The following is a 21558-nucleotide window of genomic DNA, read 5'->3' on the forward strand; positions in this document are numbered from 1 at the left end:
TTGTACTGATTCAGCCGATCAAATTTTATTTTTGTTCATTTCTTCCATTTGATACACCAACGCTAATATTTCTGCAACAGCTTGGTAAAGATCCGCCGGAATCGTTTGACCCACTTGGATATTTTTGTAGAGGTTTCTAGCGATCGGTTTATTTTCGACAATTGGAACACCGTGTTCGCGTGCCCGCTCTCGAATTTTTTGAGCCATTAAATCGGCTCCTTTTACCATTACAATCGGAACTTCATCTTTTCCGCGTTCATAGCGGATCGCGATTGCCAAATGCGTTGGGTTGGTAATAATCACTGCTGCTGACTCCACATCTTTAATGTTCCCATTCATCATTTGACGATGACGTTGCTTCCGTTGGGATTTGATTTGCGGGTCTCCTTCGCTTTCTTTAAACTCATCCTTCACTTCTTGTTTAGTCATTTTCATTTTTGTACTGTATTCATACTTTTCATAAACAAAATCAATGATTCCCAGTACCAATAACAATACAGCTAAATTAGTTCCTACTGTTTTGACCAATTCCAATATGACGAAAAAGATCTTTTCTGTACCAAACTTCCCTAAATTAATAATGACATCCAAAGAATCACTTAGAGCAGCAAAAGTGACGTAAAACACCAGTGCCAATTTTAAAAAGGTCTTTAACATCGTAAATAAAGCCTTTTTACTAAACATATTTTTCAATCCGTTCACAGGATTGATCTTATTTAAACTCATTTTCAGCGGTTCTTTTGAAAAGAGAAAACGGGTTTGCAATCCAGCAGCAAATAACGACACGAAAAAAGCAATCAATAGAAAAGGTCCGGCAATCGTAAAGAGAATGGTGATTGCCTGGACACCGAGGCTCGCTAAATTATTTCGCAAGGCTTCTGTGCCTACATGGCTTCCCATGGTTAACCCATTTGACAGAAAACCTCGCAGATAAGCAAAGGATTTTTCAAATACGTATAAACCAAGAGAGGCCGTCATCAATGCAAAAACAGCAAAGGAGACAGCAGACGTTAAATCGGAACTTTTAGCCACATCCCCTTTTTTTCGAGCGTCTTTTAATCGCTTGGGGCTGGCCTTTTCTGTTTTACTGTCTTTATCCTGCATGCTGTTCACCTCTCTTTTTTAGCTTGGCAATGAGCGCATAAATTCATTCATGTATTTCACCATCATCGGCATAATGTCTTGAATACTCTCCGTCATCGGTGTCAACACTGCTAATGTAATGATCAAACTGACTAGAACTTTCATCGGCATCCCCAAAATCAACACGTTGATTTGCGGAACTGTTCGCGATATCAATCCCAAAACAACTTCAGCGATCAAAGAAGTGATCATCAAAGGCAACGCTAAATTGATCGACAGTTCAAAAATCATACCAAACAACTTGATAATGCCTTCTACTCCAAAGGTACCTAAATTCGTACTTTCTAAGGGCAAATATGTAAAAGATTGGACCAACGCTTTAATGACCGCATGGTGCAAGTCTGTAAAAAAGAATACACACATGGATATCCAATAAAATACTTTTCCATAATTGGAAGCGCTGATACCTAAACTAGGATCAAATACTTCACTCATCGAAAATCCGACTTGAAAATCCACTAATTTCCCGGCCATCTCCACAGCTGTAAAAAACAACTGGCAAATGTACCCGATCGCAAATCCGACCAACACTTCTTTCAATCCTAAGAAAAAAAATTCGATCACACCATCAATACTGGTAACAGCTGGAACCACCGAATACACACCAATAGAAATTCCTGCTGAGATCGCAATTTTAACTAAATTAGGCAACCCGGTAAACGAGAATCCGGGACAAACAAAGATAAAGGCAGAAACACGCATCAAAATCAATAGAGCAACATGAATCTCCGCTAACATTCCTGTATCCATCACAAACTCGCAATCGTTTCAAAGATTTTTTCAGTAAACTCGATCAGTACATTCAGCATAAAATTGCCAAAGATGATCAAAGAAGCGATCACTGCCAATATTTTAGGCACAAAACTCAATGTCTGTTCTTGCAATTGAGTAGTAGCTTGTAAAATACTGATAAACAAACCTACTACTAACGCTATCGCCAGCGTTGGTCCAGCTACTTCAATAATCGCGAAGAATGCTTCACGTAAAATATCTAACACTTTTTCTATCGTCATTTTGCACCTCTACTGAAATCCTGAAACAAGGGATTCAACTACTAAATACCATCCATCTACTAAAACGAACAACAACAACTTGAATGGCAAGGAAATCATGACTGGAGAAAGCATGAACATCCCCATGGACATCAAGATACTGGCCACTACCATATCGATTACTAGAAAGGGAATAAAGATCAGAAACCCGATAGTAAAGGCAGTCCGTAATTCACTGATCGCAAATGCGGGCGTCAAAACCATCATCGGCAGATCTTCCAGGTTTTCCGGCTGACTTTCGCCAGAGATATCTAGAAATAACTGAATGTCTTTTTCACGCGTTTGTGCTGCCATAAATTCTTTTAACGGATCTTCCGCTCTGTCTAAAGCAACTTCGGTTGTGATTTCATCATTCAAATAAGGCGTGATGGCCTCATCCATAATTTCGTCCGTTACCGGACGCATGACGAAAAGTGTTAAGAACAAAGCTAGTCCCATAATCACGACATTTGGCGGATTTTGTTGTGTTCCAAGTGAACTTCGGGTAAAAGATAATACCACAACGATTCGGGTAAAAGCTGTTGTTAAAACAAGAAATGCTGTTCCGAAACTTAACAGGGTAAGCAATAAGAACAGTTGAACAGTCTCGGCATTTTCTCCTGCTCCACTCTCCAAAGCAGAAGTTACACTGTCCATAATTTCTGCTGCTCCTACTTGTTGGGGAAACCCAAACAACACTACTATTCCGCCCATAACAAGCAAGATTCTCTTCAACAATTCTAGTTCCTCTTTTCAGTATAAGTTTGAATTTTTTCTTGAATTTTTGCATATACATCTTTAAACTGTTCTGCATTTGGTATTTTTTGTTCCCCAAGAGCCACTTTTTCTGTCTGCATCGCTACGATCGCTTGGCTTTCTTCTGTGGTAAATTCTTTAAGAATCTCATTGCGTCCTTCTGTAAAGCTCATTAAATAATAGTTTCCCAGCATTTCCACAATGCATAATGAAGAACTTTTATTGATCGGCATCCGTTCAATAACCTGAATGGTTTTAGCCTGTTTCTTCATCACAGAATTTAAATATTGTAAAAACTTATTTGCCAGAAAGATGATCACGATCAATGCTAAAACACTTTTAAAGACATATTCAAGCCCTGTTCCAAAACCCATTCTTTAACTCCTCTTCCTTTCTGACTCTCTATTGTGTAACGACGTTCGTTATGTAGATATCACTTACTAAACTCGTTCCAATTTCTTGATTGATTTTTTCTTTTATTTCATTTTTGATCACTAATGTTCCGTCTTCAGTTGTTGCATATAAGGAATCACTCGTTTTATTTCTCAGTACCGTGATGACAGCATCTCTAACTTGCGGCATTCTCTCGGTTAGTGTTGCTTCTGCATCTTTTTGCGCACTGAAGATGGATAATTCAATTTGTAAATATTGATCTCTGTTGCTTTCGCCAGGTGTTAAATTGACCAGAAACTGATCTAACGGAACAGTGATCTCTTCACTTGAGTCAAACATAGTTGCCGTTACCTCTTGAATTTTTCCAGTACTAAATCCAATTCCTAATAAAGTTCCAATCGTTAAGACCAATAAAATGACCACAGCGATCAAAATAGGCTTTAATTTATTTTTTGGTTTAGAAGTCTCATTTTCCATCAACTTCCCTCCTCAAATTCTTCATATAATATGACGATATTGACTCGTCTGTTTTCTGCTCTGTTTTTCGCTGAATCATTCGGTACAATCGGGTGATGTTCACCGTATCCTCTAGCAGATAATCGTGTTGGATCGACCGCTTTTTCTTCACTTAAATACCGCAATACAGAAACGGCTCTGGATGTTGACAGTTCCCAGTTGCTGTCGTATTGTTCATTACTCATTGGAACGTCATCTGTATATCCTTCAATAATGACTTCGTTGTCTACTTGTTGAATCAATTCAGCTAAATTGTTCAAGGTCTCTGTTCCGGAACCAACGATATCCGCACTCCCTGGTGAAAAGAGAATCGAATCTTTAATGTCTAAATAGATCCCTTCTGAGTCCACTTCAATGCCGATAGTCGTATCCATATCTTGTTCATGCAGCAGCTGCTCCATTTTTTCATACATTTCAACTAATTCAGGCGGAATTTCATCCCCAGTTGTTTTAACGCCATCGATATCCTTTTTTTCTCCAGTATCATCCGGAACTACAGTCGTTTCTTTAGGCAATAAACCGTCTTGACCGGTAAAAGCCAAAGACATTGACGCAGATGCTTGGTCGAATTTAGTATCACTGACACTGGACATCGAGAAAAGAAGAATAAAGAACGTTAACAACAAAGTCATTAGATCAGAAAAGGTCGTCATCCAGCCCGGAGAGCCTCCGCTTTCTACATCTATCTTTTTTTTCTGTTTTCTAGCCATAATTTTTTTCCTTTGAAAATTCGCCGTCTAGTTTATCGCTGCTCGCTTCAGAATCGACACCATTTTTAGAATCGGCCAAGTAACTTTTCAACTTTTGTTCAATGACCCGCGGATTTTGTCCAGCTTGAATCGATAGAACTCCTTCAATCGTCATTTCACACAATTGCATTTCTGCCTCTGTCTGCATTTTTAAATTATTCGCTATCGGCAAGAAAATCATATTGGCTAAGAAACTTCCATAGAAAGTAGTGATCAATGCTGTGGCCATACCAGAACCAATAGTACTTGGATCAGTCAATTGCCCCAACATGATGATTAATCCAATCAGTGTTCCCAACATCCCAAAACCAGGGGCTAGTTCTCCCCACTTATTGAATATATTTTGTCCGACGCTATGTCTCTTTTCAATATTCTCTGCTTTGATTTCCATGATTTCACGGATATCTTCTGCGTCAGATCCATCTACTACCATTTCTAATCCATAAACCAGCATTTCATTGTCTAATTCTTTGATATCATTTTCAATCGCTAAAATCCCTTGGCTTCTCGATTTTTTAGAAATTTCAATAAGGGTATTGATCAGTTCTTCTTCATTGGTGTCTGGGCTGAACATTAACTTTTTGAGAATAGTCGGCATCTTTTTTACATCACTTAATGGAAAACTAACCAATAATGCACAAAATGAACCACCCAGCGTAATAGCAAGTGATGGTGCATCTAAAAAGGCAGCAAATGGGCCGCCAGATGTGATCGACCAAATCAGTAGTCCAGTTCCTACAACTATTCCAATTAAAGGAACCATATTTTTCTTCATGCTTTTTCCTCGCTCTCTGGAAATGGACTGTGTATTTTGCGTTTATAAGCAATCATTTTTTTGACAATGTCTTCTTCAGAATCCACAACCCGAATCGTTTTTCCGTCTACCAAAGTAATGATGGTATCAAAAGTATGTTCCACCCGGTAAATCAAATCACAATTCAAATAAAATTCTTTTCCTGACACAGATGTTAAAGCAATCATACATCAACCTCATTTCGTTGTTAGAGACTGGCTTAATGAAGGACTTATCAATTGTGGCCTTCATTAAGTGCCCCTTTTTAGGTATCTAGTAATTAACGTTTCAGATTAATCAATTCTTCCAACATTGAATCTGAAGTAGTGATACTTCTTGAGTTGGCTTGATATGCTCGGTTTGTAATGATCATATCGGTAAATTCATTGGCTAGATCCACGTTAGACATTTCCAAGAAACCAGATTGCACATTACCAAATCCCGGTTCGCCTGGTTCGCCAAGTACAGGTTCTCCAGAGTTGGCTGTAGCATTATATAGATTACTGCCAGCTTTTTCTAGACCGTCTGGATTGGAAAAACTAGTCAATGCGATTTGTCCGATAGTGTAAACTTTACCGTCACTGTAAGTCCCTGTAATCATTCCTGTTTTATCTACTGAATAGTTTTGCAATTTAACTGGATTTCCATCTGCATCATTTACAGTTGGATGTTCTGCAGGAATATTTAAGGCTTCCATTACTCTAGGTTCAGCAATACCTGTGTTATCTGCATCAGCAGCATAACCCATCACACTCAAGCCGCTTGATGTAACCAAGTTGCCGTTAAAATCGGTATAGAAACCACCGTCACGTGTATAAGAATTGTTCACTCCGCCATCTCCACTTACCGTAAAGAATGAGCTGTCGCCATTTTCGATCCCAAAATCTAATGCTCTTCCGGTTGTTTGCAAAGAACCACCTGTCATGATTGTATCAATTGAACCAGTTTGCACCCCTAATCCGACTTGCTGAGCATTGATGCCTGCTTGAGCATTAGCATTCGTTTGGCTGATCATATCTTCAAAACGCACGCGTCCTGATTTAAACCCTGTCGTACTAACGTTTGCAATATTATTTGAGATAACGTCCATTTTTGTTTGTTGGCTCTTCATTCCTGTAACGCCTGAGTATAATGATTTTAACATGTTGATTTCCTCCATTCAGTTGTACCCACTTCATTCGGTCCATGGGTCATTGGCTTCCGTTAGGTCCGGCCAAATAATTAGTTAAATATATATTGCACTGTCTATATTGGTGACTGTCCGCATTTCACTCGTTTTTTGAGCTGTAATGATCGTTCGATTATCAATGCTTGCGATCAATGCCATATCTTTGAAAAAAATCAAGGAATCTTTAGAACCTTTTTGATTCAATTCGTCAAAGGCTGTTTCCAAGGTTTCCATGTCATTATCTTCCAACTGCAACCCTCTTTCATCTAGGCGCTTTTGAGCATGGTTAGAGATTTTGATCTCTTTCGTGCTGACAGTTTGTTGAGCAGCTTCAGATAAGAACGTGCTGAACGTCCGGTCGATTTTCGGATTAACCGACTTGTTAGAGTTAAACGCGTGAGTTTGTTGACTATCAATTCGCAGGGTCATTCGCTTGAACACCTACTTCTACCACATCATTTAAGGCATATTCGGTTCCGTTGATTTGAAGAGTAGCGTATCCTTGCGTGAACTTCACTTTTTCAACTGTTCCCGTTACAAAAGTCGTTTCATCAAGCACTTTTACTTCTTTGCCTAATAGATCTAATCCTTGTTGCTGCTGCATCATCAGCATATTATTGGTCGTGGTTTCCGTTAAAGCTGTTAACTGATCCACCATGTTGAACTGAACAATTTGTGAGATGTAATCACTGCTCCCTCCATCACTACTGCCACCTTCTCCACCTGAAAGAGGAGGGTTGCTGATAGACGCCGCCATGATTTTCAAAAAGTCTTCTGAACTCAATTCAGAGTTGGATTTTTGTTTTGTTCCTCTGATACTGCTTACAGATCCAATATTAAAACTTGTTGGAATATCCATTATTTTCTTCCTTTCAGGCTAAAATACTCAACCTTCCTGTAGTAGAGTCTTCTTCCTCATTTGTTTTTGGATGACCGATTTCCTCTACAGGGTCAAAGTACATTGCTGATTGTTCACTATCTTGTTGCTGTGCGTTTTGTTGCGAACCGCTTTCCGCAAATGTAAAACTTGAGTTTTGAGGCAGATTCAATTGAATCGATACGTCTTGGAGCTGGATATTTTTCTGTGCCAGACTCGTTGTCAATTGCTGCATACTGCTGTCGAGCAGCTCTTTTGTTTCCGTAGTTTCTACTACGATCGTTGTTTGCAATTGACTGTCTCTCATTCTCAATTCAATTTTAATGTGTCCTAGTGTTTCAGGAGTCAGACTGAGTCGAGCCATTGTCTGTTGACCATCTTTCAGCGTAGTGACTTGATCCATCACTACCTCACTGATAGCTTGAGACAATACTTGTTGATTTGTTGACAGACTTCCACTGTTCAAAGCTACAGGTAACTGCACTTCTCTTTGAGTTACAGGTTGTTGTGCGAAAGACGAGTCGCTTGTTGTTGCCGCTGTGACTTTCAAACGCAAATCAGATTGCACATCCAAATCACTGATTTCCATTTGCATACCTTCAACTACTGGAGGTTGTTTTAATTCAGCCGCTTCTTCTGCAACAAGTGGATCTACGATACTTTGTTGATTAGAAGACACAGACAGATTCTGTTGTCCAACTGCTGGTTTTTCTTGCATTGCTGAAGCTTCTTGACCGTCCTCTGTTACAACAGCTTGCTCAACAGGTTTTCCTGCATCTAGCATTTTATCTGTTATTAAAGAAACAGTTTGATCAGTTAAATGTGGCCCAGCTGTTTTATCGACTATTTGAAGAGTATCCGGCAACATTTTTTTTACTTCTGTTTCCACTGTATCTTGTGTTCCATCTAACGAAATAGGAAGAACTGCATTCTTTTCTCCAGGCAATACAGCTTCAGTTGCTTTCAGCCCAACTTCGAGACGATTCAGCATAGCGGTATTTTGTGGTTGAAGCGGCTCAACAGTCGTTTGACCATCGTTTTGCTCTATCTCTTTTTCGACCGATACATGTTTAAAACGAACGGCCAATTGTTGTTCAGCTGTTAGAAAGGGTTGATAACATAAAAATGCTGCATCAGGCTTTACTTCGTCTTCACTTAGCTCCATTTGTTCAGCGTTTTGCTCAGCTTCATCCGTTTCCAATGACTGATCTGAACTTGAATCATCTTTGACAGAGTCTTCTGCTTTTTTGGCTTGTTGGTCTATTGATTGCTCCAATTGCTCGGAAAAGGCAGCTTTTTCAACAGCTGTCGTTTGTTGCCCTGTTGCTGGTTCAGTTGTATTATGTATCGTGGTCGCTGCTTGTATGGCTTGCATAGTTTTCACCTCCTTTCAAATCGTACTGAGGTTAATAAAATGAGCGTCCGTAACTTAGTGTAGCTATTTCATCTAATTGCTGTTGCTCTTCTTTTTTTTCTAATTCCAGAGCTGACCACAATTCTTTTTCTTTTAATTTTTCCATCACTTTTTTATCTTTATGTGCTTCAACTAATTTAGCTTGTGCATCTTCCAACTCTTTTTGAGTCAAATCCAGTTGATTTTTTTGCTGAATGATTTTTTCGTCCAGCAACGCTTTATACAATTGCTGGTGGCGTAAATCATTGATTTTTGTTGTCGTCAGCTGATCATTTTTTATTTTAGTATTCTCCCGAATCAAATCTTCCAATACTGCTTTTTGAGCTTCGATTTTTACTTGTACTTGGCCTACTGTTCGCTTAGCCATTTCTTCGATGTCTGAACGCCAATCCAAGATTTTTTCCATTGAAAATTTCTGACTTGCCACTTGCTTCACCTCAACTGTTTTCTCTTATCTGTTAAGCACCTTGCATGATTTGACTCAAGGCCGCCTTTGTCTCTTCAAATGTAGAAGGTGCATCCACATTTTGCTTCAAGAAATCTTTTATCGGACGATTCAATTGGATCGCACGATCTACTAATGGATTACTTCCTTGACGGTAAGCTCCTACATCAATCAGATCTTTTGATTCCGCATAGATCGCTAAGTTTTCTTTCAGCTTTCCGGATAATTGGTAATGGGTGTCATCTGTAATTTCTTTCATCAAACGACTGATACTGCTTTGGACATCGATCGCCGGATAATGATTCTCCGAGGCAATTTTCCGAGACAAGACGATGTGTCCATCCAAGATCCCGCGCACCGTATCTGCAATAGGTTCATTCATATCGTCCCCTTCAACCAAAACGGTGTAAAACGCGGTGATCGATCCTTTATCGGACATACCGCTTCGCTCCAATAGTTTCGGTAAAGTCGTAAATACCGATGGTGTATACCCTTTTGATGTTGGCGGTTCTCCTGTTGCCAACCCGATCTCCCGCTGCGCCATCGCTACACGAGTGACCGAATCCATCATCAAGACCACTTTTTTCCCTTGGTTTCGGAAATATTCTGCGATTGCTGTTGCTACAGAAGCACCTTTCAAACGAACCAAAGGCGGCATATCTGAAGTCGCACAAACTACAACGGATTTTTTATAGCCTTCAGGACCCAAGTCTTTTTCAATAAACTCCAGGACCTCACGACCACGCTCTCCGATCAGCCCAATGACGATAATGTCCGCTTCACAGTAACGAGCGATCATCCCAAGCAATGTACTTTTCCCAACCCCGGAACCGGCGAATATCCCGACCCGTTGGCCTTCACCAACTGTCAGCAACCCATCGATTGCTTTGATCCCGGTTGAGATTACATCCTTGATCTTCATACGTGTAAAAGGATTGGGCGCACTTTGGTTTACATTAAAGTTTTCACCATTGATCTCAATATCTTGATACATTGGGCGACCCAAGCCGTCCATGGTTGTTCCCAACAAATTTTCACTGATTTCAATTTTCAGTGTGGTTCCCGTTGGACGGACCAAACAACCAGGTCCGATTCCTTCTACTTCATCCAACGGCATCAAAAGGACCGTCTCATCCACAAATCCAACCACTTCACTCAACGCCATTCGGCTGCTGGATTTAATGAGGATTTCACATACCTCTCCAACAAAAGCATCTAAGCCTTCTACTTTAATGATCAACCCGGTAACTTGACTGACTTTCCCCATTTTCAAGGTATAAGTTTTCTCTTTTAATACTGCTCCATACTTTTCAAAAGGAATTTCTATCACTTTACCGTCACCTCATTGTTTTCATTTCTGCTACCATTTTGTCGAGTTGTTTTCCTATTTGCAGATCAGTAATGTTATGAGCTGTTTCGATCACACAGCCGTTTTTTTCCAATGTGTGATCCGTTAACACTACAAATCGAACTTCCTGATTTTTTTGTTCCAATTCCGTTAATTTCTCTTGGACCAATTCAGATTGTTCTGGGCGAACCGTTACGGTAATCAGTTTTTCTGTTTTGTTCATGCGAATCAACAGAGGTTTTACCAATTCCAATACTTGCTCTGAAGAAGCATCAATGGTTTGATGGACGATCGCTTCCGCCATAGTAGCTGCTAATTGGATCAATTGTTCCTGTTTTTCAACATAGTATTGATTCACTAGTTCTTCCGCTTGCTGCACCATTTGCTGGGCACTTTGTTTCAGTGCTGCGGTAGCTCGTTCCCCTTCTTCAGTAGCCACAGCATATCCTTCTGCATAACCTTCTTGGTAACCTTGCTCTTTTCCCGCTTCAAAACCCGTTTGTTGAGCAATAGCCTTAATATTTTCTGCTTCTATTTGAGCAGCTTGCAGCAGTTGTTCTTTTTCTTGCGCTGCTGCTTCTAAGAGACGGTTTACTTTAGTCTGTGCCTCACTGATGGGTCCCGATTCTGCAGAACTGGCAGGTTCTTTTTTGTATACAGTAAAGTCTGTGGTGATCTCTGCCACTTGTGCTTCTTGAGAAGCTCGATCTGCCTTTATCACATTATGAAATAATGACATCACTTTCTCCTCTTCTCAAATAAATTTCACCTTGTTCATCCAGCTTGCGAATAACCGCCACAACACTTTGTTGCGCTTCTTCGACTTGTGACAAACGAGCAGGTCCTAAGAATTGCATATCTTCCTTCATTGTTTCTACTTGACGGTTGGACAGGTTGCTGTAAACAAAATCTTTGATTTGATCCGATACTCCTTTAAGCGCCAATAACAAGTCGTCCTTGTTGACCTGACGAAGGACTTTCTGTACATCCGAGCGTTCCAACGTAACAATGTCTTCGAAGGTAAATAGGTTTGCTTTGACTTCATTCGCCAATTCAGGCTGTCTGTCTTCCAATACTTGGATAATATTTTTCTCGGTACTTCTGCCAACAGAATTTAAAATCTCTACCAACGTTTGTACGCCTCCAACAGCTTCCGTATTGTTTTCCACATAATTGGAGAATTTATTTTCAATCACTTTTTCGATCTTTTCAATGATCGTAGGCGACGTATGACTGATTGTCCCGATCCGCTCAGCGATTTCCGATTGTTGTTCAATCGGAAACTCAGCTAATACATTAGCGGCTTTTTCAGGCTGCATGTAGCATAAGATCAACGCTACTGTCTGAGGTTGCTCGCCCAGTAAAAGATTGGTCAATTGTTGAAGATCCGCCTTGCGCGCAATATCAAATGGGCGCTCACGTAATTGGATTTGATTCAGCATATCGATTACTTCTTTTGCCCGTTGAGGTCCTAAAGCCTTATTCAATAAATTTTTCGCATAGTCGATCCCGCCATCAATAATGTATTCGCGAGCTTGCTGCATCTCAATGAATTCATTGACGATCGTATCCCGCTCTTCCGGTTTTACGTAATCGATATTGGCAATTTCATAACTGATTTTTTGAATGATCTTGTCCGGCAGCATCTTCATGATTTGAGAAGAGGCTTCAGAACCTAATGTAATCATTAAAATAGCGGCTTTTTTCAAGCCGTCTGTTTGTTCATTTTCCATCCGCTACTCTTCCTTCATCCAAATTTTGATTAAATCTGCGGCCATTTCAGGGTTTTCTTTGGCCATCGTTTTCACTTTATCTTCTTTTTCATTCATGGTTCTGTTCAATTGCAGTTTCAAATCAGCTTCTTCTTTTTCAGCTGCTTTTTTCGCAATCAAAGCTTCGTTTTCTCTCATGATCGATTGAGCGCTGCTCTCCTCTTCATCCTTATAAAAGTCATCGAATTCGTCTTCATCATCTTTTCTCTTTCTAAAAATCTTCAATAAGAGAACCAGCAAAATGATCAATCCGATTCCACCAGCCGCGTAAGGCCAGTTTTTCTTCAATGCAGCAATCAAGTCTTGTTGGATATTTTCACCAATCGGCACTTGTTCGTTTGTGTCTGAGTTCACAAAAGGAATACCTTGTATCACGATACTATCTGGATCTGCTCCGATCGTCATTTGTGCAATCTCACCGATTTGAGCAGACTGGTCAAGGTTTAAGTTCCCGTTGTAAACGATTGAAGCAGACAACGATGTCACGGTTCCCGGCGCTTTAACTGTACGGGTCGTAGTTGTGTCGATTTCATTGTTGACCGTACGATTGTAGCTAGACCCCTCTTCAGCTTCACCTTCTACAATCACATTGCTTACGTTATCGTTTCCGCCTGTTTCATCAATCCCCATGTTTGAGCCGCTGGCTTGTACACTTTCACTGCGGACAACAGGGCCTTCTGTGGTTTCTCCATCTGGAGTGTAGTTAGGATCGTAATTAACAGCTTCTTCTTCCACTGCATCAAAGTTCATAGCAGCATTGACTGAAATCGTTAAATTCTCCACTCCGTATATTGGACCCAATGTTTCTTTTAATTTGCTGATCAGTTCTTGTTCGTATTTCGCTTCAATATCACGGTATTGGTTGGTTAAATCAACTGAGTTCAAGCCTTCATTTCCTAAGACACTGCTCAACAAATTCCCGTTTGTATCCACGATTTTAATGTTTTCTTGCGGCAAATTATCCACCGCTCCTGAAATCAAGGAAGCAATCCCTTGAACTTCTGAAGCAGACAGATTACCTGTTCTCGGTGTGATCACCACTGAAGCAGACGCTTCTGCTTTATTTTCCTGATCAACGAACACGCTGTCTTCCGGCATCGATAAAATCACTTGCGCACCATCGACAGAATCCAATGCTGTGATGGCACGTTGCAGTTCGCCAGAAACCGCACGCTGGTACATAATACTGCGATCTTCATCCGTTGCCATCATGCTGGACGTATCAAATATCTCAAACCCAACAGAACTTGCCGGCACCATATCGTTCATAGCCAATTCAATCCGGTATTTGTCGACTAAAGAAGAATCGATCATGATAGTTGTTCCATTATTTTCTAACTTGTAAGCTACACCTTGCGCTTCCAAATCCTCTACGATCACACCTGCATCCGCTGCTTCCATATCGGCAAACAACACGCTGTAATCGACTTTTTTTGTGTAATATGTAAGACTTCCTACTACCAAGATAATGGCTAAAAGAATAACTCCTAATTGAATTCTTTTGCTTTTATCCATAGCTTGCCAGCCAGCTTGTACTTTCCCCCATGTTTCCTTTATGTTATTCATTTAGACGTATTCTCCTCAACATTTATTAGAATTGCATATTTTTAACGTCGTTATACGCTTCAAGTGCTTTATTACGTACTTGAATAGCCAATTCTAAAGAAAGTTGAGCTTCAGTCGTTTGAATCATAACATTATGTAAGTTATCCACATCACCTGTAATCAATCCTGTAATAGCATTATCTGACGCTGCTTGTTGACCATTTAAACTTTCCATAGTTTGGCTCAATACGTTCTCAAAAGCTTGCGCTTCACCTGTTCCATTTGCTGCTGCCGCATTTGAACTAGCCAAACTATCCGTGCTTGTGATCCCGTTCAATAAACTACTGTACATTGCATCTACGTTCATTTCATTTCTCCCTCATAACAATCTTTTACGCTGACTTATTCATACTATACGCAACCACTGCGCATATTTTTCTTTCTTAACGAGCTGAAATTTCCAACGCTTTACTCAGCATACTTTTACTGGCGTTAGTGGCTGTTACATTAGCTTCATACGTACGGATCGTGTTCATCATATCCACCATTTCATCAGCCATATTGACATTGGACATCGAAACATACCCAAATTCATCTGCATCTGGGTGTGTTGGATTATATTCCATTACGATCTCGTCACTTTCTTCAATACCCGTTGCCTTAACCCCAAAGCTCTTTTGACCGATTGTTCCCGCCAAATCGGACGTTTTTTGCATCAAGCTTTCTTCAAAGACGATCGTTTTCTTTTGGTACGGTCCGCCTTCTTCTGTACGAGTCGTATTCACATTTGTGATATTACTCGAAATAGTATCCAGTTTTAATCGTTCCAAACTCAATCCGCTGCTGTTGATGCGCATAGAATCAAAAATAGACATTCTTCATTCCTCCTGTTATTTCGTGATCACACTATTCAACATGGAATACTTAGTATTCAGTTGTGTAACCAATGCGTTATAGTAAAGACTGTTTTCTGATTGGTCCATCATCTCTACTTCAATATCTACATTATTGCCGTTGTCTTTGACAGTAGTGTTGGTCTTTTTCCCCACAATAGGTTGAACGTCTGTTAAATCCGCAATCCCAAAATGTTGATCATCCGTTTTCGTTAATGCAAACCCATTTGATGCTTGAGTCAATAGACTCTCAAACTCCACTTTGTTGACCTTATATCCGTCCGTATTGACGTTGGCGATGTTACTGGAGATCATTTCCTGTCTCAGTTCCGAAGCATTCAATGCATTTTTGATTAATCCAAATGTTGTATCCAATAGTAAGCCTCCTACAGTATTTATTTTTCTTTAAATTACTTTATGCATATTTTATAAAAAAGCTAAAAAACAAAAGAGTTGATCTTTCAGTACTAAAGTAACTTTTGTTTTAAGACCCTTTTCACTTAATTCATAAAAAATGTATAAATATTCTTTTGGTGATTAAAATATTTAGCGATATTAGTGTATTTCACATAAAAAAAGAGCTTAACAATAAAAAATGTTCGTTTTTCAATTTCCAAAACTCACTTTTATTCCCATTATTAAACAACACTTGTATTATAAATATTCAAATTATGTATAATTTCTATTTTATGACAACGTTTATCTCAACAATTTAAAGTATAAGTCATCGTTTTTTATTTGACAACGGTATTTTTGTAATTCCTTTGTAAATCAAAGTAATACTTTGACATTTTTTGTAACATTCAGTTTTATAAAATGCGCTTTTTTATTAAAAAAATAGCTTTTATCCCTTGAGACAACAAAGAAACTACACTTATTTTCAAGTGTAGTTTCTTTGTGAATATTTTGCTTTACAAAAGAATGTCTAAAATTCAACTTTTTTTGTCACAATTAGATCTCTGCCCAAGCTTCTCGAAGCTCTTCCAGCATCTCTCGGTTCTTTTGAATAATGGTGACGTCTTTAGTCCGATTGGCTTCAATCAATTTTGTCATTAGGTACTCATAAATATCACTTAAGTCTTCAGCAATTTGTCCGCCCTGGTCCTTGTTCAAAGTACCCGCTAATTCAGCAACAATGTCTTGAGCTTTAATCAAAGCATTGTTTGCTTGCTCTAAGTTCTTTTCTGCAATACTGATCTCAGCTAATTTAAGATTTTTGATACAGCCATCATATAATAAAACAACGAGTTTTTTAGGACTGGCATTTAAGATTTGGTTTTGTTTGTAGATATTTTGCGCATTGCGTTGTTGCATCATGATTTCTATTCTCCTTATAACTTGTTCCCTAAGAGTTACATACCTTTATCCACAAAAATAGATTGTTGAAAAGAAGAATAATAGTTATTCACAATCTTATTTTTCTGATTTACTTGCTTCATTTTTTCTAAGATGTCGGTGCGGTCATGTTTAATGACCGTTAACAGTTCTTGTTGCGCTTTAATAATGCTGGCAACATGTTGTTGTTCCATCTCGTTGTATTTCCCATTACCTTGTTCGCTTAATAAGACGTCAATTGTTTTTAATTCTATCAGTAATGACTTATTTTTCTCAATGATTTCATTAGCATTTACGCTAGTACCATCCCAGACCATTAACTGTCGGTAAAGCAAGTTCAATATTTCAAAACGATCAGCTTGTTTAATTGGCATCTACTGTATCCCTTCTAATCTTCAGAAGTTCCTAATTGGCTATTTAAATAACTCAATTGAGATTCAGCTTCCATCATAGCTACATCTAAAGCAGTGAACTGTGTAATGTAACGTTCACGTTTCTTTTCTAAGCGCTCATTGAATTTGGTGATTTGTTCATCCAAACCTTTAATCATATCATCAATTGTTTTAGATTTAGTCGTAATGATTCCAGTTTTTTCACCAATGTATTCATTGATAAAAGTCGTCATTTGAGAAGCTATACCAACTTCTTTTGTTTCTCCGGTTTCCGCTCCATTAGCATCTAATACAGGTTCTTCTCGAAAAAAGAAGTTCTGGACGTTATTGGAGTTTTCTGCTAATTGTTCTTTTAATTTCGCAGTGTCCAATGTAGCCGTTCCATAACGGTCTACTTCGATTCCTAAATCGGATAATCCTTTAATCGATTGCGAAGAATCCTTAGATGAACTAGTCATCATTGAACGCAACTGAGTCTGCAATCGCATCACAGAGCTATCACCAACTAAGGCTCCAGTTGTATTGCCTTCCGCTGATGGATCTCCGACATCTAATTGATCCCCAATAAAAGACATGACAGAATTGTATTGATCCACAAAAGCTTGCACAGCTTTTGTGGTTTTATCCGCATCTTCAGCTACCTTAACGGTACTTACTTTGTTGTTTTCACTTACACCAACTAAATTAAACGTTAAGCCATCTACAGCATCAGTAATCGTATTCGAATTTCGCGTAATTTCAATACCATTAACCTTCATCATCGAGCCGTTCCCAATATAAAGTTCGGCATCAGGATTATCGCTGTTCAGACTTAAACTAGCTGCTAAGTCTCCTGAAACCTCTATTGTATTAGGACCCATATTGGAGTCTTTTAATATAATACGATTATCAACAATAGAAGCTTGCAATCCAGACTTTTCTTCCTTAGCTTTTTCATTGATTTTAGTGACGATATCCTTTAAACTTTCACCACTTTTAACGGTTATTTCGAAAGTTGTTTGAATAGGTTCTCCATTTTCATCCAGCTCTGATGAAGTAGATGAAATTGCTAAACTTCCCTCTAGCGTTAAAGGATCAGTAGATTTTTGAACACCTTTCATGGCCTCAATAGTGCCCGAAGTTAACTGACTAGAAGTTGCTAATTTAGTAACTTCTACATTGTATGTCCCTTCTAAGGCATCGGTACCTGCTGATACTGTAACAGCACTGCTATTGCTATTCGTAACCGTTTTGGTATCGAAAGTCGCAGCTTCTTTTAGCTCATCAAATTTCTTATATAAAGAATCTAAACGAGTATTAATGTCTTTCCAGGCATTTTTTTCACTGGTTAACTCCGTTTGCTGATTTGTATATTGAACTAATTTTCCTGATTCAGCTTGTATTAATTGCTCTACAGTGTCCATGGTAATCCCAGAGTAGGAACCCATAAAACTTAAACTACTTGTCATAATTTATCTCCTCATTACTTTCGATTATCAATAACGAGTCCTACTCGTTTCCATATCTCTGCTACTAAATCCAGCATTTTTTCTGGTGGAATTTCTCGAATCACATCTTGAGATTTTGTATCGATTAATTTCACCATAATCCGGTCTGTTCCCTCATGTATTCGATATTGAAATTGGGTGTTTACTCCCAGAATATGTTCATTTGCTTTATTTACTGCTTTTTCAAGTTGTTCCATTGTAATCTTCTCTTCTGCTTCATCATATTGGAGCTGAGTTTCTATATCGCTTTTTCCCGAAGAAACAGGAGTAGTATATGGCTTATTTTCTATAGCAGCTATTGGTTTACTTGCTTGAATAGAATTGATTTCAGACAATTTCCACACCTCCACCATGATGAAAAAGAAGAAAAATCTTCTTTATCTTAAATGTTTTACACATTTTTTTCAACTTATAAATAATAAGCCGGCAAAAGCCGGCCTATTATCCATCATTCTATTTTTGAAAAGATTATTGTAATAATGAAAGAACACTTTGCGGCATTTGGTTTGCTTGAGCCAACATTGAAGTAGAAGCTTGAGAAAGGATGTTAGATTTAGTAAAGCTCATCATTTCTTCTGCCATGTCAACGTCAGTAATACGTGAGTTAGCTTCTGACAAGTTTTCTTTAGTTGTAGCTAAGTTAGAAACTGTATGGTCTAAACGGTTTTGAACAGCACCTAAGTTTGCACGCTCTTCAGAAACTAATTTAATTGCTGAGTCGATTGTTTCAATTACGTTATCGTAGTCTTTAGCAGTAAGAGCAGTTTCGCCTTCTGTTGTTGAAACTTTTAGTTTACTTGAGATTGCCATTTCAGTTTTTCCTTCGTTTGCTACAGCAACTTTGTTAGCTTCTACAGATGCAACTAAAGATTTAGCTGCTTTTTCTTTCGTTGTTGTTATTTCAGCTCTCAAAGCACCAGTAGGATCTTTCTCAGAGACAACTTTATCGTATACTGCTTTCGCTTCAGCAAATTCTTCAGTAGCTGCTTTATCTAGTGTTCCTGCTTCTAATTTCTCATCATATTTCAATTTTGCAGCATTATATGTTCCTGTTACATTTTCTGGTGTTGCAAGAGCATCGCCATCTACAGCTTCATCAAGTGCTTTTTGTGCAGCTAAAACTTTTGCATCATCCTCAACTACTGAAGCTGCTGCCTTAACTGCCGCAGTTTTTGTTGCTGCTTCCTTAGTAAGTCCAGTTTCACTAGTTAACCCTAAACCATTAGTAGACATATCTTTAATAGATAGTTCAATAGCTTGACCAGCATTTGCTCCAATTTGGAAATTAAATGTGGTACCTTTAGCTCCACCATCTAATAATGATTTTGAGTTAAACTGAGTATCTTTAGAAATACGTCCAATTTCAGATGAAAGAGAATCCATCTCTTTTTGGATTGCGCCTTTATCTTCATCTGTATTTGTGTCATTTTTAGCTTGAACAGCTAAGTCACGCATACGATTTAAAATGCTATGTGTTTCTGTTAAGCCACCTTCAGCAGTTTGAATCAAAGAAATGCCATCTTGTGCATTACGTGAAGCTTGAGTCATTCCGCTGATTTGATTTTTCATTTTTTCTGAAATTGCTAAACCTGCTGCGTCGTCCCCTGCTTTGTTGATGCGTAGACCTGAAGATAATTTAGCTAATGAATTGCTTTTTGAAGCGTTAGCTGATGTAAGATTTGAGTAAGTATTCATTGCTGCTGTATTTGTATTAATTCTCATTATATAATTCCTCCTAAGATAATTGTTGAAGTTCGCGTCTTCAAAATCTATATCGGTCATTCATTTTAGTAGTTAAGTATTTTTTGCTTTTTTATGCTCTAAAATTAAAATTGTTGAAGTTCGCGTCTTCAAAGACTATATCGGTTGATTAGCCATTTCATTAAGTAATGATTTAAATTTTTTTATAAGCAGTCTAGAATAGAAAAAATGACTATTTTGCTTCTCATAACTGCCTTGAATCATTCAGGATTAAATAAGCTACTCTTATTTTTAATTACAGTCTTCTTTTTGTTGCTTTCGTTTGGTAAAGTAGTGCTAGAATAACAAGTATATCTGGTTATACAAAAATGATATTTTTGGGAGAGATGAAATGGAAGTTATTGATGAACAAACAGCGTTTAGCAAATTAATAGAGGAAGCTGAAAAGAATGGTCTTGTATGTATCGAAGATTTTTTTAGTTTATATGAGGTAAGACGACAACAGAGTACCCATGAAAAAGTTGATACAGAAAATTTTATCGAACATCCTTGTCGTAATTGTGAAATTGTTTTAAAAGAAAAAAAATTAAACCTCTTTACAACAAATAATATAATCGAAAAAAATAAACAAACGCTTGATACTAAAGTAGAAACTGAAAAATACATTCATGATATACTTGAAAAGAATCAAAAACATTACCTTATTAATCAAGATATTGAAGCTCGTATCATCTTAAATCCCTATACTTTTTTACAAAAACTTCATGAAGAAATCAAAAAAATTAAAGAAAAAGCTATTTGTGAATTAAATGAAGAGTCTAAGAACTTTAAAAATGCCTTCTCACTCTCTAAAGACTATAAACAACAACATAAAATACAATCTACCATTAAAGCATGTTCTGATTTTCAAAAAAGAAAAGACTTGTTTTTTTATCGAGGACATAGTAGTGTCAACTATTCTTTACTTCCAAGTATACATAGAAATGGTTTAGAAAAGTACGAGAGTCAGATGAACGATCAATTAATCTCTACTTCAAATCAAGATTTCTTAAACGTTCATCGTCATGTAGATATTCTGCGAAAAATGCAACATTACAGAATGCCAACTAGATTAATAGATATCACCTCAAACCCATTAGTTGCATTATATTTTGCTATTTCAGGAAATCCTCATCTAGATGGTGAATTTATTCGGTTCGATACCCAACAAAATAATGTTAAAACGAATAATAGTGATACCGTTGAAATTATTAGCGCATTGGCTGCAATAGATGCTGAAAAAAAGCAAGAACTATTTACACTCTCAAAAGAATTCAGCAACAAATTTAGTGCTTCTAATGATAACAAAAAAGACGTTATTGCTGAATTCAACCAAAAAGATTCTGTAAAATATTTATTACATGAAATCCGATCAACTGTAGGGGACTTTGAACCCGTTATCGATCCTCGCCATCTAACACAAGCCTTTTTTGTTAGTACACATATAGACAATGCAAGAATTAGTAACCAAAACGGTTCTTTCATTATTACTAGTTTATACGATATGGAAAAGGATTCCTTAGACTCATCACCCAACGGAATCAAATCCTCCATCGAACAATATAGAGCCAAGCACCATGAAAAGGTTATTCGTTACATCATCCCTTCTGCCTTAAAGGAAATTATAAAACTTGAATTAGCCCATTTAGGCATTAATGATCATCACATTTATCCTGATCTTGAACATGCGGCAACTTATATTAAAGCACAATACTCAGAATAATTGAATAGTACCGTAAAAAGAATTTCTCTTACTACAAC

27 protein-coding genes are annotated in these 21558 nt (G+C 38.0%); 1 reads left to right on the forward strand and 26 read right to left on the reverse strand.

Annotated elements, in window-relative coordinates; translation table 11 throughout:
• Window positions 1–18: 18 nt before the first annotated feature.
• The 26 genes from flhB to ACEN36_RS06360 form a co-directional block, all read right to left on the reverse strand.
• Window positions 19–1104 carry a flagellar biosynthesis protein FlhB gene (flhB, locus tag ACEN36_RS06235; RefSeq protein ID WP_407096134.1) on the reverse strand — a complete coding sequence of 362 codons (1086 nt, stop codon included), beginning with the start codon at window positions 1102–1104 and terminating at the stop codon, window positions 19–21.
• An 18-nt stretch (window positions 1105–1122) separates the two neighbouring features.
• Complete coding sequence (gene fliR, locus ACEN36_RS06240) at window positions 1123–1893, reverse strand: flagellar biosynthetic protein FliR (protein ID WP_407101971.1); 771 nt, start codon at window positions 1891–1893, stop codon at window positions 1123–1125.
• Window positions 1893–2156 (reverse strand): flagellar biosynthesis protein FliQ, encoded by a 264-nt coding sequence (gene fliQ / locus ACEN36_RS06245; protein WP_079650494.1) that lies wholly within the window; start codon window positions 2154–2156, stop codon window positions 1893–1895. The genes fliR and fliQ overlap by 1 nt, the downstream gene beginning before the upstream one ends.
• Before the next feature lie 9 nt (window positions 2157–2165).
• Complete coding sequence (gene fliP / locus ACEN36_RS06250) at window positions 2166–2888, reverse strand: flagellar type III secretion system pore protein FliP (protein ID WP_407102037.1); 723 nt, start codon at window positions 2886–2888, stop codon at window positions 2166–2168.
• Between the two features lie 26 nt (window positions 2889–2914).
• The gene (locus ACEN36_RS06255; RefSeq protein WP_407096136.1) at window positions 2915–3304 is read right to left on the reverse strand and encodes a flagellar biosynthetic protein FliO; all 390 of its coding nucleotides are present in this window, start codon (window positions 3302–3304) and stop codon (window positions 2915–2917) included.
• 28 nt (window positions 3305–3332) lie between these two features.
• On the reverse strand, window positions 3333–3800 hold the full coding sequence (gene fliL / locus ACEN36_RS06260) for a flagellar basal body-associated protein FliL (RefSeq protein ID WP_407101976.1): 468 nt from the start codon (window positions 3798–3800) through the stop codon (window positions 3333–3335).
• On the reverse strand, window positions 3800–4549 hold the full coding sequence (locus ACEN36_RS06265; RefSeq protein ID WP_407096138.1) for an OmpA family protein: 750 nt from the start codon (window positions 4547–4549) through the stop codon (window positions 3800–3802). Before ACEN36_RS06265 ends, fliL begins: the two co-directional genes overlap by 1 nt.
• Window positions 4542–5363, reverse strand: coding sequence for a motility protein A (locus tag ACEN36_RS06270; protein ID WP_407096139.1), 822 nt, complete (start codon window positions 5361–5363; stop codon window positions 4542–4544). The genes ACEN36_RS06265 and ACEN36_RS06270 overlap by 8 nt, the downstream gene beginning before the upstream one ends.
• Complete coding sequence (locus ACEN36_RS06275) at window positions 5360–5569, reverse strand: flagellar FlbD family protein (RefSeq protein WP_079650629.1); 210 nt, start codon at window positions 5567–5569, stop codon at window positions 5360–5362. Before ACEN36_RS06275 ends, ACEN36_RS06270 begins: the two co-directional genes overlap by 4 nt.
• A 92-nt stretch (window positions 5570–5661) precedes the next feature.
• Window positions 5662–6525: a flagellar hook-basal body complex protein gene (locus ACEN36_RS06280; protein ID WP_407126180.1), complete on the reverse strand. Its 864-nt coding sequence runs from the start codon at window positions 6523–6525 to the stop codon at window positions 5662–5664.
• Window positions 6526–6606: 81 nt separating this feature from the next.
• A complete protein-coding gene (locus ACEN36_RS06285; RefSeq protein ID WP_407096141.1) occupies window positions 6607–6978 on the reverse strand; it encodes a flagellar biosynthesis protein in 372 nt (123 codons plus the stop codon).
• Window positions 6962–7408 carry a flagellar hook assembly protein gene (locus tag ACEN36_RS06290; protein WP_407096142.1) on the reverse strand — a complete coding sequence of 149 codons (447 nt, stop codon included), beginning with the start codon at window positions 7406–7408 and terminating at the stop codon, window positions 6962–6964. Before ACEN36_RS06290 ends, ACEN36_RS06285 begins: the two co-directional genes overlap by 17 nt.
• Window positions 7409–7421: 13 nt before the next feature.
• The gene (locus tag ACEN36_RS06295; RefSeq protein ID WP_407096143.1) at window positions 7422–8801 is read right to left on the reverse strand and encodes a flagellar hook-length control protein FliK; all 1380 of its coding nucleotides are present in this window, start codon (window positions 8799–8801) and stop codon (window positions 7422–7424) included.
• Between the two features lie 31 nt (window positions 8802–8832).
• Window positions 8833–9267 carry a flagellar export protein FliJ gene (gene fliJ / locus ACEN36_RS06300; protein WP_407096144.1) on the reverse strand — a complete coding sequence of 145 codons (435 nt, stop codon included), beginning with the start codon at window positions 9265–9267 and terminating at the stop codon, window positions 8833–8835.
• Window positions 9268–9298: 31 nt separating this feature from the next.
• A complete protein-coding gene (gene fliI / locus ACEN36_RS06305) occupies window positions 9299–10615 on the reverse strand; it encodes a flagellar protein export ATPase FliI (protein ID WP_407126181.1) in 1317 nt (438 codons plus the stop codon).
• A 7-nt stretch (window positions 10616–10622) separates the two neighbouring features.
• The gene (locus ACEN36_RS06310) at window positions 10623–11372 is read right to left on the reverse strand and encodes a FliH/SctL family protein (protein WP_407101982.1); all 750 of its coding nucleotides are present in this window, start codon (window positions 11370–11372) and stop codon (window positions 10623–10625) included.
• Entirely contained in the window at window positions 11356–12366 is a 1011-nt protein-coding gene (gene fliG / locus ACEN36_RS06315) for a flagellar motor switch protein FliG (protein ID WP_407096147.1), read from the reverse strand. The genes ACEN36_RS06310 and fliG overlap by 17 nt, the downstream gene beginning before the upstream one ends.
• Window positions 12367–12369: 3 nt before the next feature.
• Window positions 12370–13971: a flagellar basal-body MS-ring/collar protein FliF gene (fliF, locus tag ACEN36_RS06320; protein ID WP_407126182.1), complete on the reverse strand. Its 1602-nt coding sequence runs from the start codon at window positions 13969–13971 to the stop codon at window positions 12370–12372.
• 25 nt (window positions 13972–13996) lie between these two features.
• On the reverse strand, window positions 13997–14317 hold the full coding sequence (gene fliE, locus ACEN36_RS06325) for a flagellar hook-basal body complex protein FliE (RefSeq protein ID WP_079650581.1): 321 nt from the start codon (window positions 14315–14317) through the stop codon (window positions 13997–13999).
• A gap of 76 nt (window positions 14318–14393) precedes the next feature.
• Window positions 14394–14825, reverse strand: coding sequence for a flagellar basal body rod protein FlgC (gene flgC, locus ACEN36_RS06330; protein ID WP_407126183.1), 432 nt, complete (start codon window positions 14823–14825; stop codon window positions 14394–14396).
• Between the two features lie 15 nt (window positions 14826–14840).
• Window positions 14841–15218 carry a flagellar basal body rod protein FlgB gene (gene flgB, locus ACEN36_RS06335; protein WP_079650694.1) on the reverse strand — a complete coding sequence of 126 codons (378 nt, stop codon included), beginning with the start codon at window positions 15216–15218 and terminating at the stop codon, window positions 14841–14843.
• A gap of 576 nt (window positions 15219–15794) precedes the next feature.
• Complete coding sequence (gene fliS, locus ACEN36_RS06340; RefSeq protein ID WP_207558015.1) at window positions 15795–16160, reverse strand: flagellar export chaperone FliS; 366 nt, start codon at window positions 16158–16160, stop codon at window positions 15795–15797.
• A 35-nt stretch (window positions 16161–16195) separates the two neighbouring features.
• A complete protein-coding gene (locus ACEN36_RS06345) occupies window positions 16196–16552 on the reverse strand; it encodes a hypothetical protein (RefSeq protein WP_131832558.1) in 357 nt (118 codons plus the stop codon).
• A gap of 14 nt (window positions 16553–16566) precedes the next feature.
• Window positions 16567–18018: a flagellar filament capping protein FliD gene (gene fliD / locus ACEN36_RS06350; RefSeq protein WP_407126184.1), complete on the reverse strand. Its 1452-nt coding sequence runs from the start codon at window positions 18016–18018 to the stop codon at window positions 16567–16569.
• Window positions 18019–18032: 14 nt separating this feature from the next.
• The gene (locus tag ACEN36_RS06355; RefSeq protein ID WP_407126185.1) at window positions 18033–18392 is read right to left on the reverse strand and encodes a flagellar protein FlaG; all 360 of its coding nucleotides are present in this window, start codon (window positions 18390–18392) and stop codon (window positions 18033–18035) included.
• Window positions 18393–18525: 133 nt separating this feature from the next.
• Window positions 18526–19779 (reverse strand): flagellin, encoded by a 1254-nt coding sequence (locus tag ACEN36_RS06360; RefSeq protein ID WP_407126186.1) that lies wholly within the window; start codon window positions 19777–19779, stop codon window positions 18526–18528.
• Between the two features lie 370 nt (window positions 19780–20149).
• Between ACEN36_RS06360 and ACEN36_RS06365 the strand changes: the two genes are divergently transcribed.
• Window positions 20150–21520: an FRG domain-containing protein gene (locus ACEN36_RS06365; protein ID WP_407126187.1), complete on the forward strand. Its 1371-nt coding sequence runs from the start codon at window positions 20150–20152 to the stop codon at window positions 21518–21520.
• Window positions 21521–21558: the final 38 nt, after the last annotated feature.

Origin of the sequence: Desemzia sp. FAM 23989, assembly GCF_045528345.1 — a bacterium.
Taxonomy (GTDB): Bacteria; Bacillota; Bacilli; order Lactobacillales; family Carnobacteriaceae; genus Desemzia.